Annotated in this window: 11 protein-coding genes; 8 read left to right on the top strand and 3 right to left on the bottom strand. The window is 44.0% G+C overall.

The features are described 5' to 3' along the window. From FE785_RS06090 to FE785_RS06070, 5 genes are all read left to right on the top strand, one after another. Positions 1 to 738: an NTP transferase domain-containing protein gene (locus tag FE785_RS06090; RefSeq protein ID WP_138564903.1), complete on the top strand. Its 738-nt coding sequence runs from the start codon at positions 1 to 3 to the stop codon at positions 736 to 738. A 557-nt stretch (positions 739 to 1295) separates the two neighbouring features. Further along, a complete protein-coding gene (locus tag FE785_RS06085; RefSeq protein WP_138564902.1) occupies positions 1296 to 2546 on the top strand; it encodes an EAL domain-containing response regulator in 1251 nt (416 codons plus the stop codon). A gap of 39 nt (positions 2547 to 2585) precedes the next feature. Continuing rightward, the gene (locus tag FE785_RS06080) at positions 2586 to 3803 is read left to right on the top strand and encodes an EAL domain-containing response regulator (RefSeq protein WP_138564901.1); all 1218 of its coding nucleotides are present in this window, start codon (positions 2586 to 2588) and stop codon (positions 3801 to 3803) included. A 175-nt stretch (positions 3804 to 3978) separates the two neighbouring features. Next, entirely contained in the window at positions 3979 to 4578 is a 600-nt protein-coding gene (locus FE785_RS06075; protein WP_138564900.1) for an ANTAR domain-containing response regulator, read from the top strand. Between the two features lie 318 nt (positions 4579 to 4896). Next, positions 4897 to 6102: a sensor domain-containing phosphodiesterase gene (locus FE785_RS06070; protein WP_138564899.1), complete on the top strand. Its 1206-nt coding sequence runs from the start codon at positions 4897 to 4899 to the stop codon at positions 6100 to 6102. Here the strand turns inward: FE785_RS06070 and FE785_RS06065 are convergent. Beyond that, positions 6099 to 6620, bottom strand: a complete 522-nt coding sequence (locus FE785_RS06065) for a DUF3087 family protein (RefSeq protein WP_138564898.1) — start codon at positions 6618 to 6620, stop codon at positions 6099 to 6101. The genes FE785_RS06070 and FE785_RS06065 overlap by 4 nt on opposite strands. Positions 6621 to 6865: 245 nt before the next feature. On the opposite strand from FE785_RS06065, the gene FE785_RS06060 reads away from it, so the two are divergent. Then, a complete protein-coding gene (locus tag FE785_RS06060) occupies positions 6866 to 7777 on the top strand; it encodes a septum site-determining protein MinC (protein WP_138564897.1) in 912 nt (303 codons plus the stop codon). A gap of 20 nt (positions 7778 to 7797) precedes the next feature. Here FE785_RS06060 and FE785_RS06055 read toward each other — a convergent pair whose 3' ends face one another. Together FE785_RS06055 and mfd are read right to left on the bottom strand one after the other, a co-directional pair. After that, positions 7798 to 8496, bottom strand: coding sequence for a CsiV family protein (locus FE785_RS06055; protein ID WP_138564896.1), 699 nt, complete (start codon positions 8494 to 8496; stop codon positions 7798 to 7800). 35 nt (positions 8497 to 8531) lie between these two features. Then, positions 8532 to 12020, bottom strand: a complete 3489-nt coding sequence (gene mfd, locus FE785_RS06050; RefSeq protein WP_138564895.1) for a transcription-repair coupling factor — start codon at positions 12018 to 12020, stop codon at positions 8532 to 8534. Positions 12021 to 12385: 365 nt separating this feature from the next. On the opposite strand from mfd, the gene FE785_RS06045 reads away from it, so the two are divergent. Both FE785_RS06045 and FE785_RS06040 read left to right on the top strand, forming a co-directional pair. Then, positions 12386 to 13702 carry an NAD(P)/FAD-dependent oxidoreductase gene (locus tag FE785_RS06045; protein ID WP_138564894.1) on the top strand — a complete coding sequence of 439 codons (1317 nt, stop codon included), beginning with the start codon at positions 12386 to 12388 and terminating at the stop codon, positions 13700 to 13702. Between the two features lie 100 nt (positions 13703 to 13802). Next, positions 13803 to 14507, top strand: coding sequence for a trimeric intracellular cation channel family protein (locus FE785_RS06040; protein WP_138564893.1), 705 nt, complete (start codon positions 13803 to 13805; stop codon positions 14505 to 14507). Positions 14508 to 14544 lie beyond the last annotated feature (37 nt).

Genomic DNA, 14544 nt, shown 5'->3' with positions numbered 1-14544 from the left:
ATGCCTTGTTATGTCGATACTGCAACAGCAGCCATGCCAGCAAACATAACCGAAGTCGGTATTATTATTCTTTCCGGCGGACAAGGATCAAGAATGGGTGGTGTCGATAAAGGCTTGTGCATCTATCAGCAAACCACTTTGATCGAACAGGTGTTAGCGCAATTAAGCAAGCAATATAGACAGTTAAGACGAACAGACTCTAAACAGAAAAAAAACGGGGGTCGATTCGCTCCGGATGTTTTGCCTATTTTCATTAGCGCGAACCGAAACATTGGGTTCTATGAGCAGTTAGGTCAGCCGGTCATTTCCGATATCTATAACGATTTTTGTGGGCCTTTAGCGGGTATTGATTCAGTGATTAATGCCTATCAACAAGGTTGGTTGGGTTCTCATCACAATAAAATCACAAGATGGATTACTTATCCGGTCGACTCTCCTCTGGTGCCGGAAAATTATTTGCAAACCATGCTTGCGCTAACACCTGAACAAATTGGCGTGTGGCATGCTGGTGCCAGAGATCATTATGCTAACCTGTCTATGGCGCATACAGCTGTAGGCTCTCTAAGAGATTACCTACAGCAAGGTCATCGTTCAATTAGAGGTTGGTTGGAATCGAGTGAATGTGCTTTGCAGGCGGTTGGCCAAAGCACTAATAATAATCGTTCTGCAAAAGATAGTAATGCCATTAATTCTTTTGTAAACCTTAATTATCAAGCAGATCTTGCTATCAAAGCTTAGTTGTTGCCCCAAATTCTCACAAAAATTTACCTCATTAAGGAAATCATCAATTCAGTCGCCATCAATTATTCATGGTAAAGGACAACCCTTTTGGGAGCTGAGCGAGTTATTTTTTATTAGAAAACAAGAAAAAAGGCAGGTATAGATGGTTTTTGGGTCTATTAGGCCGGTTTTTTTATTATTGTTATCCGTGCTTTCAACAGGTTGAAAGTAATCGTTTTTTATAATCGATCTCAAATTCTTACCATGCTCTTTGGAGTTTTAATGGGCTTGTCGTGAGCTATGTGATTCATGCTTTGTATACTAATGTCTGATCTATTGGGATTAATTATTTTGATTTAAAACCGTGATCAAATGTTGTTACTTTATTTCGATAGGTTTTGTTGATTGATTTAGCTGAATTAAATGAATTGATACAAGGTGGGTTAAAGTACGTATAATATAGGTTTTATCAAAAGTGAATCGGTCAGACAGTTAAGAATGACGCTAAGAATGGAATTTTAGCAGGTGAATTAAGTGGCTAAGAGTACGAACCCATTAGAACAACAGGGGTATCTGTGAGCAACGAAGTTTCTTGTATCCTTATTATCGAGGACAGTAAAAGTCAACGAGACTTTTTAGAGATGATTTGTCTTGAATCGGGTGTAAGCAAAATATTGTGTGCCGAGCATGGTGAGCACGCCCTTGAATTGATTGAGCAGCATAACAATATAGATATCGTTTTGTGCGATCTGGAAATGCCTGTCATGAATGGTATCGATTTCATTAATGCCATTCCAGAGCATAAACGCTCATTTGGTTTAGTGGTAATGAGCAGCCGAGAGCTGAACTTGATCAAAGGCGTTGAATTGATGGCTCAAAGTGCCGGAATTAGCACTTTAGGCGCTTTTGCCAAGCCGTTTGTAAAAGAGAATCTGGATACGGTGATTGCCGATTTCAAGCCGGGTGCCATCAAGATCCAGCCAGGCGCTAGGAATTCAAAGCAAGATTGTTTGAGTGAAAGCGACTTGCAAAAAGCTATCGCCAAAGATGAGTTTTGTTTACATTTTCAACCGAAAATTCGTTTTGATGACTATAAGTTAGTCGGTTTTGAAGCCCTGCTTCGTTGGAATCATCCTGTTTGGGGAATGGTTTCACCGGCGGATTTCGTGCCAGCGCTGGTACGTTTTGATTTGATCGATGAAGTAACCTTATGGATTGTCGAAGCGGTGGCAAAATCCTTAGCAAAATGGAATCAAGTCGGTTTGCAAACAAACGTCGCCATTAATCTGTCATCGCGGAGTTTCCACGACGCCAGTTTCGCCAAGAAGATCTGTGAAGGTATTGATAAATATGGAATTTTGAGTAATCAGGTGTCATTTGAGGTCACAGAAACCGAGGTCATTAAGGATATGACAATGGCATTGTCCATTTTGAATAACTTGAAGTTATCCGGTTTTGATTTGGCGTTGGATGATTTTGGCACCGGTGAATCGTCACTAAACCGTTTAACTCAAATCCCGTTTAGCGAACTGAAACTCGACCGCTCATTGATCAATGGTATCGCCAAGCAACCGTCATTGCAGGCCGCTGTCGAAAGCATGATCAGTATGTGTCGTAAAATGTCGATAAAGGTTGTCGCTGAAGGTGTTGAGGAGTTCCGCGACTGGTCTTGGTTGTGTGCTTACGGTTGTGATATCTGTCAAGGCTTCTTGGTCGGTCGACCGATGCCTGAGGAGGCCGTGCTTGAATGGCATCAATCTCACATGACCAATATCGCTAATGCCAGCACGATGCTAAAAAAAGTGGAGCAGAGTACCGTAGCCTAAACAGCACCGTTTTTTGCTTTACAGCAATGGAATTAAAGCATGATAAATGACGTACAAACCGTACTAATTGTAGAAGACAGCAAGTCACAACGATTAATGCTTGAGGAGTTGTGTCGTCATGTTGGCATTCCACGGATTTTATCTGCCGAAGATGGCATGCAGGCTTTGCAGGCCGTTAATACCCATCAAATCATCGATTTGGTTTTATGCGACCTTGAGTTGCCGGTGATGAATGGTATCGACTTTATTAATGCGGTCGCAGAAGACAAACGTGAATTTGGCTTGGTGATCATCAGCGGTCGAGAACTGAGCCTAATTAAAGGTGTGGAGTTGATGGCCGAAAGTTCTGGTTTTTACACCTTGGGTGCGTTTACCAAACCTTTCGGTGAAAGCGAATTGCTTGATGTCTTGCACCGATTTCAGCGTAAAGATATTCATGTTATCCGTAGCGGACATCATTTAAAAAAAAGCCGTATCACAAGGGGTGAGCTGCAAGCAGCTTTGGAACATTGCGAGTTTCATCTATCCTTTCAACCCAAAATCCGTTTTTCCGATTACAGCTTGGTCGGTTTTGAGGCGTTGTTGCGATGGCAGCACCCCGAATATGGTGAAATTTTCCCGGGCGATTTTGTACCTTCGCTGATATATCACGATTTGATCGATGAAGTCACTTTGGATATGGTTGAGCAAGCCTCTAGGCTGGTGGCACAATGGCGAGAACAAGGTTTGAAGACTAAGGTCGCCATCAATTTATCTTCTAAAAGCTTTAATGATGTTGATTTCTTTAAAAAACTTCAACAACGTATGGCTATCTATAACGCCACGGCCAAGCAAATTACTTTTGAAGTCACCGAGACCGAGGTGATTCAGGATATTTCCAAAGCATTGGCGGTTTTGAATAATATGAAATTGGCAGGTTTTCAGTTGTCTTTAGATGATTATGGAATTGGCGAGTCTTCTTTAAACCGTCTCACGCAAATTCCATTTAGCGAACTGAAACTTGATCAATCTTTAGTGAAAGGTGTTTCCAATCATCCATACCTGCAAGCAGCCGTTGAAAGCACAATAGGAATGTGTCGCAAGATTGGGGTCAGAGTCGTTGCTGAAGGGGTTGAGAGCTTCCGAGATTGGAGTTATCTTGCAGAATTGGGTTGCGATATTTGTCAAGGCTATTTGGTCAGTCAGCCTTTGGCTGAGTCAGAAGTGGTGAGTTGGTATCAGTCTCATCTTGCGGATATCAGCAAAAAATTGCCTTAAGCTAGTGTTGCCCTAATTTTGTACGAATAGAGTCCTTATTGGTGCTAAGGTGTATTGATTTACGTTTGTTGAAAACGACTTTTTTATCTAAATTATTGTTAATTAATAAAATTGTGTTGATGGCCTAGAATTCGTTAATTGCTTGAAGTTGTTCTATTTCAAGGGTGAAAAAACGATGAAACGGCCTTTTTCTGTTTTGTTAATCAGTGATGATTTATCTAATAGCGCTATTTTTGAAAATGGGTTAAAGCAATCCGGCGCTTCTTCAATCAGTAGTTGTGATGTGGCAAGCAACTTTCTGCAACAGCTTGATAGAGAGCAATCCGATTTGATTGTTCTTGATGTCGCTAAACCTTCCTTTGAGCTTTTTGAGCAGATTTCTCTAGTACGTGATTACTGTCCAAAGCCGGTAGTCTGTTTCAGTGCGGACCCGGATTCTCGATTAATTGAAAAATCCGTCAAGGCAGGTGTCACAGCCTATATTGTCGATGGTAAGTCTCCGGAACGTATTAAGCCGATTGTCGATGTTGCCATGCTGCGTTTTAAAGAGTGCTTGGCGGTAAAAAAGGAGTTGGCGCTTGTTAAGGATAAGCTCTCCGAGAGGGCGGTTATCGAAAAGGCCAAGGGGTTATTGATGCAGCAAAAATCAATGACTGAAGATGATGCTTATAAGACTTTGCGGAAAATGGCGATGGATCAGGGTAAGCGTATCTCTATGGTTTCTCATGAGGTGTGCGGAGTTTTGACCGGGTTGGCACAAGGTGGGGTGGAGTAAGTTTGTTAAATTTATTGGTGCATTATTCGCACCTTTGTGGTTAGTGTAATCTTTTTAAAGTTTATTTTATTTATCTTTAATTGATTAACTAGTTGAAATTAAATATAAAAAATAAGTTGGTATTTTAATGGTTAAATAGTTTGTGAAAATTGCTGGTTAATGGAGTGTTGCGCTCATAGGGTTCACAAAAATACATTGTGATAACTATGAGCGTTTTTTTTGCTGTCTTGCTGGGTGGTAAGTTTATTTACTTGTTTGATGTAATCGGTGTCAAGTGTCTGGCTTGGCAACCATAAATTGAGTGAATTTGAGGAGTTTATGAATATTGTCGAATTTGGTGATAAGCAGCTGTTTTCAGCTTTTCAACCAATATACAGTTTTCCCAATCAGGCTTGTATCGGTGTAGAAGCTCTGATTCGTGGTGTCAATAAAAGTACTCAAGAACCGCTTAATGTCTATGACTGTCTTCAGGCTCCTGAAGGGCTCAGTAAAACCGAATTTATCCGTGCTATCAACTCGCTTCATCTGCAGAACTGGAATGATCTAAAAACCGATGATATCTGGATTTTTATTAACCTCGATTTCGATTCGGTCGATAAGATGGAAGACCTGTGTCTTGATACGATTGTTAAAAAACTCAAGGTAAATGGTCGTCATATTGTTGTTGAAGTCGTAGAAAACGAGATTAAGGACGAAAAGCTATTTGAAGAGCTTATTTATCGTATTCGTAAAATGGGTTGTATGATTGCACTAGACGATTTCGGTGCCGGTCACTCCAATGTTGACCGGATCTGGAAGGCGCAGCCGGATATCGTAAAGCTGGATCGTCAGGTATTGCTTGAAGCCAGCAAAAGTGTGCGCAGCCAAAGTATTTTGAGAAATTTAACGCGATTGATACAGCAATCAGGCAGTATCGCCTTGCTAGAAGGCATTGAAACAAAAGAGCAAGCGCTGTTAGCGATGGATGTCGGGGTAGATCTGGTGCAAGGTTTTTATTTTGCCAAGCCGGAGTTCAGTTTTGAACATGTCACTCAGGGTGAACGCCGCTTGGTCGATATCACCAATCATTATCCAGCTTATCTGGATGAGCGCCAATTTGTCGAAACTATTCAGCGCAAAGGTTATGAGGCGCTGTTTGAGCCGCTTTACCAATTAAGTAATGAAGCTCATTTAGAACAAGAGATGTTGCAGATCTCCAATATGTCGTTTGTAAAACGCTTTTTCATTCTGGATGAAGAAGGTTATCAGGTCAGTGAAGAGTATGCGCTTGATAACGCCGATGTGGAAAATACGGTATTAAAGCAGGGTAAGGGGTTATGTTGGAAAAATCGTCGCTACTTTGTCAAGGCGATGGAAAATACAAGTAGGATCTGGGTTTCAAGCCCTTACCGTTCGTTAATTGATGTCGAGCTTTGCCTGACCGTTACGCGAGTTATTGAAACCACTGACAGCAAGCGCTATGTTGCCTGCTACGATGTCTACTATCACGATAAATCCACACAAACGGTGCAGATCTCCGTTTAGTGATTGTGATAGGATTCAATCCAGCTAGGATCGAAGTGGTCTTGATTCGCCTCTAAGCCCAGTTCATTGATTTTGTCTTCCAGCTCTTTTATTTCAGCTTTGATATCCAGCAAGGCGGCATTGTTGTCTTCAAGCTTATGCATCTGCTGTAACCCGAGATGATAAAAACGCATCACTTTCAATGCATTACTGTCGTTGTGTTGAGCGGCTTCTTGAATCGGTCTGATTTTATTGGTGATCATCATCAAATGGCGTTTTAGTCGCCAAGAATAGATGGCTTCTTTCATCCATGCCTTATCGGCAAAAAACGTTTTGACAATCATTGCGGTAATCATCAAACCGATAAAGGCGCCGATAAAGTTCAATACCAATTTGTTATTGGAGTATGCGCCAAACCATTCAACCGCTAGGGTTGCGGTAATAAAACCGATAACGATAAACAGTGCCATGATTTTAATGGTTGCCTGGCGTGTTTTCTTACGATATTCAACGGCATCAATATTTTCTAGTTGAAACATGAAACGACCCTATTTGTTTTGTTTGGCTTTCTCTTTGGAGAGTGCTTGCGATTGAAAAACTGGCGATGATTTTAACCTGTTGGCAGCGCCTTGTCAGCTATCTAGCTGTTTTATATTGTCTTTGTGAGATCGTGGTAAAAAATGAAAATATAAATAAAACGCGATCGCTTAAAGCTTGATATTGACGGATTAGAAGGGCTCTTGTAGACTGCAAAATCTCTTGTTTATTATGGATCAGGCATCAGGTGACCGATAACATTTCAGTTCAAGTTAGTATTGATAGAGCCCACTTTTCTCTGGCGATTATTCAGGTTGTAGGTAAAGACCTTAAATCGATTGCAGAGCAATTGGATGCCTACCGGAACAGTGCCGACCAGCAAAGGCTCAGTGCCAAGATTGCCCAGGCGGTAAGTGAGCAGTCGGTTAGTCAAAACGGCAGAGGCATGGGGTTGCCGATTATGCCTGATGAAGCGGAACCAACAAGTGAGGAGCCGCTGTATTTTGTGCCTTGTGTACTTGATTTACAGGATGAAAATATCGAGCCGATGTTTCTGGCTCAGCTCGTTGAGTTATCAAGGCAATATAATTTTCTTCCGATTGGTCTGCAAAGTCATAACCTTGGACTTGCCGAGCAAGCGGCTTATGCCGGGCTGGCACTGTTTTCTGAGCACTGTCATGCGCAGCAGTCCGATCCCGCTGAAGAGTCTCCGCAAGCGTTAAATGCGCTACTGCTTGAGCAGTTAAATTCGCAACAAAACCTTAGCAAGACGATAGAATCAGCTGAGGTCGAAGGCTTGGCCACTGTCGAATCGATTGATAGCAGATCTCCTCTGATTCACTACAAAAGCGTTGTTGCCGGTGAGCAGGTTTATGCACAAGGACGAGATTTGGTGATTCTCGGTGATGTTGAAGCCGGAGCCGAGGTGATTGCGGATGGAAGCATTCATATCGGCGGCGCCTTGATGGGTAAAGCCTATGCCGCCAATAATGAAGAAAAGGCTGATGCGGAAGTCTGTATCAAGGCCTATAGTTTCGAGCCGGAACTGATCAGTATTGCCGGCTTTTATCAGTTACAGGAAGATATTCCTGCAAAATACAGCGGTCTATCTGTAGCCATTACCTGGCAAAATGAATCCTTTGCTTATCAATTGAGCTAATAACAGATTGCTGCTCTGATTTAATTCAGTGTGCTGATTTGCACCAGAATGCCAAATAGCGGGTGGTCGATATAGTGCAGCTCGCCCGGTTTGATTTTTCGTGAATCGCTTAAATGAAACGCCCAGTTCTGTGGTACGTTGCTACTGTCCATATTGTTACTCACTATCGTGTTAGCGAGGTTTTGCTTTTCGAGAAACTGGTTGAGGATCTTGTCCGGAATGCGACGGTCAAATTCCAAATCGAAATCGACATGAGCAAAGCGTGTTTTATACAGGCGGACCGTACCGAGCATGGTTGTGCCATATTGCGATTCGTTTTCGATCATCACGGTAGGGGCGTTGGAGTTGCTTGGCGCCAGTTGTGACCAGGCCTGGTGAAACAGTACGCGGTAGCCGCGTTTGCTTAGTTTTGCCGCATTGTCATTCATGTCCCGATCTTGCAGGCTTAACCATAAAGGCGGCTTGTCTTTGCTGGATAATGGTGTGCTGTTTTCAATAATTGGGTGCTCTATTTCTTCAGGCCAGTATTCTTCGGTCCAACCTTTTAAAGCCAGGCTTTCAAAAACAATCACTTCAATTTTATAACTGGCTTGTTCGGAATTTGCTTGTGCTGCATGGCTTGCAAACAGCATTAAAAAAGCATAGCTAACTGCGTGAGCTAAAAGTTTGATTTTGCTTTTAGTATTGATCTTAATGTTTTGAAATTGTTGGTAAAGCATTAAATTTAATTCCGTTGGATATTGAATTGGCAAGCCTAATTTTTAATTGAACGTAAAATCAATTCAAGCGCTGCAATACGTTGTTCAATTGTTGGCATTGTATCGAAAAATACCAGCTCCGTTTGGCCTTTTAATTGATAGTGCTTAGGTTGAGATTGTATCAGTTGAATCAGTTTCATTGGGTCAATGTCAGGCTGTTGATTAAACTGAATACGAATCGAACTGTCGTTGGCATCAAGTTTGATAATTCCTACCGGTTCGACCACAAGCTTGACTTGAGTGGCGGCGAATAAGGTTTTCACTTGATCCGGAAGCAGGCCGAAACGATCAATCATCTCAACTTCTAATTCACGCAGGTCGGATTTTGTTTCAGCACTGGCAATACGCTTGTAGAAAACCAGACGACTGTGTACATCGGGAAGGTAGTCTTCAGGAATCAAAGCAGGGGCGCCCAAGTCGACTTCGGTAGTGCTATGTAAACTGGCGTTCAATTCCGGTTGTTTACCCGATTTCAATGCCTTGACCGCTCGTTCCAGCAGTTCGCTGTATAGACCAAAACCGATTTCCTGGATCTGTCCCGACTGACCGTCGCCTAACAGTTCACCGGCACCGCGGATTTCCAAGTCGTGGCTGGCAAGCATAAATCCGGCACCCAGCGTGTCATGCTTGGCGATCGCTGTAAGTCTTTTTTCGGCATCCTTGGTGACGCTGGCCTTGTCTCCGGTGAACATATAGGCATAAGCCTTGTGGTGTGAGCGGCCGACACGACCACGCAATTGATGCAGTTGCGCCAGTCCGAACTTATCCGCGCGATGAATCAGAATGGTGTTGGCGGTAGGGATATCGATACCGGTTTCAATAATGGTGGTGCAAACCAGAATGTTGAAACGACGGTGGTAGAAGTTCTCCATGACCGATTCCAATTCACGTTCATGCATCTGGCCATGAGCGTAGGTGACTTTGGCTTCGGGCAGGAGTTGTTCAATATGCTCGACCATCTGTTCAATGCGATCGACCTGATTAAACAGGATATAGACCTGACCACCACGACGGATCTCACGTAAGCTGGCTTCGCGCACTACGTCATCATTCCATTGCTGGACGAAGGTTTGTACCGCTAGACGTTTCGCCGGTGGTGTGGCGATTACCGATAGATCGCGCAAATCGTTCATTGCCATATTCAGCGTTCTAGGAATCGGGGTCGCCGTCATGGTCAAGACATCGACTTCGGTACGCATCTTTTTCAGCTGTTCTTTCTGGCGCACGCCAAAGCGGTGTTCTTCATCGATGATAATCAAACCGAGGTGCTGATAATCGACGCTTTTCTGTATGAGTTTATGGGTGCCGATAATGATATCGATCTTGCCTTCCTTGAGGGCTTCCAGAGTCTGCTTTTGTTGTTTTGCGGTTTGAAAACGCGACAACACCTCAACGCGAATCGGCCAATCGGCAAAACGGCTGGAGAAGTTCTCCCAGTGTTGATGAGCAAGCAGGGTGGTCGGTACCAGCATCGCCACCTGTTTACCATCATAGGCCGCGACAAATGCAGCGCGCATGGCGACTTCCGTTTTACCGAAGCCGACATCGCCGCATACAAGACGATCCATCGGTCGAGGTGAATGCATATCATTCAGCACGGCCTCAATCGCTTGTTGCTGGTCTGGGGTTTCTTCAAATGGAAAGCTGGCGGCAAAACGTTGATAAGCCTCCTCAGGCGTTTGGAACTCGTAACCCGGACGTGCGGCGCGCTGTGCATAGACATCTAACAATTCTGCGGCAACATCGCGTACCTTTTCGGCGGCTTTTTTCTTCGCTTTTTCCCATTTATCGCTACCCAACTTGTGCAGTGGTGCGGTTTCCGGTGTGGTGCCGGTGTAGCGGCTGACCAAATGCAATGAGCTGACCGGTACATAGAGTTTGGCCTCACCGGCATATTCAATCATTAGGAACTCTTTGGCCTCACCTTGTATTTCGATGGTTTGCAAACCTTGATAACGTCCTACACCGTGGTCGATATGAACAATAGGGTGACCTTCTTCAAGCTCCACCAAATTGCTGACGGCGGTGTCAAAGTCGTTGTGCTTAGTGCGTTTGCGACGGCGTTTTTGAACAACGGTCTGCCCAAGGATCTGGGTTTCGGAAATCACACTGAAGCGGTCGCAGTGAATCGACTGCTCTAAGGGGCCGACAATAATGCTGATCTGTTTTTTCGTATCGTTTAATTGCTCACTGGCCTGATTCCAGTTATCGAGCACTGCCGGACGGATTTTATGCTTGCTCAGCAGGCTTAACAGGCTTTCTCGACGCCCGGTGGTCTCAGCGCAGAAAACAATCGGTTTTTGATAACGGTCGATAAACGCATTTAGTTTGGCCAGCGGATATTCGCTTTGCGATTGTACCGTCAGGTCCGGTAAAGGCTTGCAGTCAAAAGTGCTGCTGGTTTTGGCCGAGCAGACCGGCTGCAATACAATGCGGTGATAGGCTTTGAGCTGGATTAAAAAATCGTCTGCACAAAGTAATAGATCCTGAGGTTTGATCAGTGGAAAATCCGGGTTGTGCTGACCGATCTGATAACGCTCATCGTAGTCTTTAAACACCGATTGCAATAGATCGTTCAATTGATTGTCTTCATTGCTTTGAGTTTGCTGCTGCAAGGTAAAGTCGAAAAACAGACTGTCTTTGGGCAAATAATCGAATAGAGTGTTGAGCTGGTCATGAAACAACGGTAGATAGTACTCCAGACCGCCGATGTTCTGAGCTTGGCTGACGCTCTCATAGAGTTGCGCACGACTTGCGTCTTCGCCAAAGTAGGTTTTGAACTGCTGTTTGAACAGGTCAATGCCGTCTTTATTCAAGTTGTACTCTTTGGCCGGTAATAACTCAATATTGGCAATCTGTTCGATGGAGCGCTGGCTTTGCGGGTCAAAACTGCGGATCGATTCGACTTCATCATCAAACAGATCAATCCGGTAAGGGGTTTTGCTGCCCATCGGGAATAGATCGATAATCGCACCACGCAAAGCAAACTCGCCATGTTCATAGACTTGGCCGACACGCTGATAGCCGCCGGATTCTAACTGTTGGCAGAAAACCTCGGTATCTAAAGTGTCACCACTGTTGAGCAAGAAACTGAATTTTTGCAAGAAATCGTGCGGCACCACTTTCTGCATCATGTTCGCTAGCGGCACAATCAATACGCCTTTATGTAGCTGTGGCAGGCGATACAAGGTTTTTAAACGCTCGGAGATAATGTCCTGATGCGGTGAGAAGCGATCATAAGGCAAGGTTTCCCATTCCGGAAAATTGAGAATTTCAATCTCACTGCCAAGAAAAAAGCCCAGATTCTCCTGTAGTTGGCTGGCTTGTTGAGAGTTGGCGGTCAATACCACGTTAAGAGAGTCACTGGATTTGACCTTGTTGGCAATGGCCAGAGCGCTTTCGGCAGCATTTAATGGTGCCCAGTAGGATCGATGACCTTTAAGAGTGATGGAGGCGGTTTGGAATAGGTTGCTTAGAGCTTTCATGAGATTGTTGTGGTTGTGAATCTATTAATTGAATTTTGCAAATAGCCTGTATTTTAAACCAGACCGTGATCAAAAATCAGTAAATGGCTGAGAACTCGAAAAAGTTTATCGAGATAAGGTTTTTTGGCTCTCATATGTATGTTGACAAGGCAATATTGATTTGGATTAAGTTTTGTTCTGTTTTGTGACGATATTTTAATGTTATAAGTAATTTTTATTATTCCTTGAAGCGGTAAAAATGTTAGTTTGTGTATTATCGATAAGTTATTGCTGTTTAAGGTTTTATTGCGCCTTTTTGCATAACTTTTAGTTATGGTATTTTTTGTTTATTTAGCGTTTTCTATTGTTTTCAAAGGGGAGTTCAGATGGCAACAGTGGTTGTGGTTGGAGCGAGTACCGGTGGTTTACCTATGTCTTACGATATTCGTAAACACTTGGATAAAGGGCATACAGTGAAAGTGGTTAGTGCGGTAGAGGATTTTACCTTTGTACCGTCAAATCCTTGGGTTGCGGTTGGTTGGCGTAAGCCTGAAGACATCAGCTTTAAGCTTGAACCTAGATTGACCAGAAAAGGTATCGAGTTTTATCACAATACAGTCACGGCAATGGATCCGGATAATAATCAGATCACGCTTAACGACGGCAGTGTTATGGATTACGACTATCTGGTATTGGCAACCGGGCCTGCATTGGCGTTTGATGAAGTGCCGGGGCTTGGACCAAAGCATTCCGGTGGCCATACGGTTTCGGTCTGTACCACGCCTCATGCCGTGGAGGCTTTTGAACAATGGGAAGAGTTTTGTGCTAACCCGGGGCCGATTGTGGTCGGTGCGGTACAAGGAGCATCCTGTTTCGGGCCAGCCTATGAGTTTGCCATGATTATGGAAACCGAGCTGCGTAAGCGCAAAATCCGTAACAAGGTACCGATGACCTTTGTGACCGCCGAGCCTTATATCGGTCATTTGGGGTTGGGCGGTGTCGGTGATTCCAAAGGTTTGATGGAATCGGAGATGCGTCAGCGTCATATTAATTGGATCTGTAATGCCAAAGTGAGCAAGATTGAACAGGGCATGATGTTTGTCGATGAGTATAATGCTCAAGGTGAGGTTATCAAACAGCATGAATTGCCCTTTAGTTATTCGATGATGTTGCCGGCATTCAAAGGTACCAAGTTCCTGCAGGAAATGGTTGATGCCGACCCTGAAAAAATGGGCGGCCCCTTGGTCAATCCGCGAGGCTTCGTTAAGGTTGACCAGTTCAGCCGTAACCCGACCTACCATAATATTTATGCATTGGGTGTGGGGATTGCGATTCCACCGGTCGATAGCACATGTCCGGTGCCCTGCGGTACGCCGAAAACCGGTTTGATGATTGAATCGATGGTAACCGCGATTTGTCATAATATCGAAGCTAATATCGCTGGAAAAGAACCGCATGAGGAACCTACATGGAATACGGTGTGTCTGGCGGACATGGGTGATAATGGCGCGGCGTTCGTTGCCTTGCCGCAAATTCCGCCACGTAATCTGACATGGGCAAAAAAAGGCAAGTGGGTGCATTTAGCCAAGATCGCCTTCGAGAAGTATTTTATTCGTAATATGAAGTCTGGTAATTCTGAGCCGGTTTACCAAAAATATATTATGAAGATGCTAGGCATCAATCGCCTTAAGTCCGAGGATTGAACTCTTAATCGACTAAGTAAACCTTTATAAATTCAATTAAGCCCTCGTTATGAGGGTTTTTTTCGTAAATTGACGAATAATCTCCCCTATAATAGGGCTCATGATTTTTGAGACCTCTATCTATTTTCTCGACTTGTTAGGTACTGCGGTATTTGCCATTACCGGGCTTTTGGCTGCACGTCGCAAACAGCTCGACCTGTTTGGCGCCATAGTCATAGCCATGGTCACCGCGATTGGCGGAGGCACCTTGCGAGATTTGATTATCGGTGTGCCGGTCTTCTGGACGCAACAGGATATCTATATCTATGTCGTGGTTGTAGCCGCGTTATTGTTGTTTTTTCTGGCGCGTTACAAACGTTTACCTGTTAAGTTACTGCTGTTTTTGGATGCGTTGGGATTGGCGGTTTTTACCATTATCGGCACGCAAAAAGCGATGCTGCTCGGTTTTTCAGACCCGATTGCGATTATGACCGGGATCATGACCGGAGTTGTCGGCGGTATTATCCGTGATGTCTTGGTGGGTGAGATTCCATTGGTATTTCGTAAGGAGATCTACGCCACCGCTTCATTTATCGGGGCAAGTGTGTTTTTATTGCTGGAACATGCCGGGGTCGAGCTTTATGTCGCCACCTGGATGGCAATGTTGCTGGTGTTGAGCGCACGGGTCTGGGCGATTGTGTTTCATATCGAATTGCCGGTGTTTATCTCCTATAAGCCGGAATTGATTAAGACAATCAAGTCAAAAAAGCAAGATACCACGGTTCAAAACGATACAGAACAAACAGATGATATATCCAACCATTAAAGTTTATAGCAACGAGAAAAAACCAAGGCTACCCAAT

It is taken from the genome of Thiomicrorhabdus sediminis (assembly GCF_005885815.1).
In the GTDB taxonomy this organism is placed as follows: domain Bacteria; phylum Pseudomonadota; class Gammaproteobacteria; order Thiomicrospirales; family Thiomicrospiraceae; genus Thiomicrorhabdus; species Thiomicrorhabdus sediminis.
This window is presented reverse-complemented; position numbering and strand designations above follow the sequence as displayed.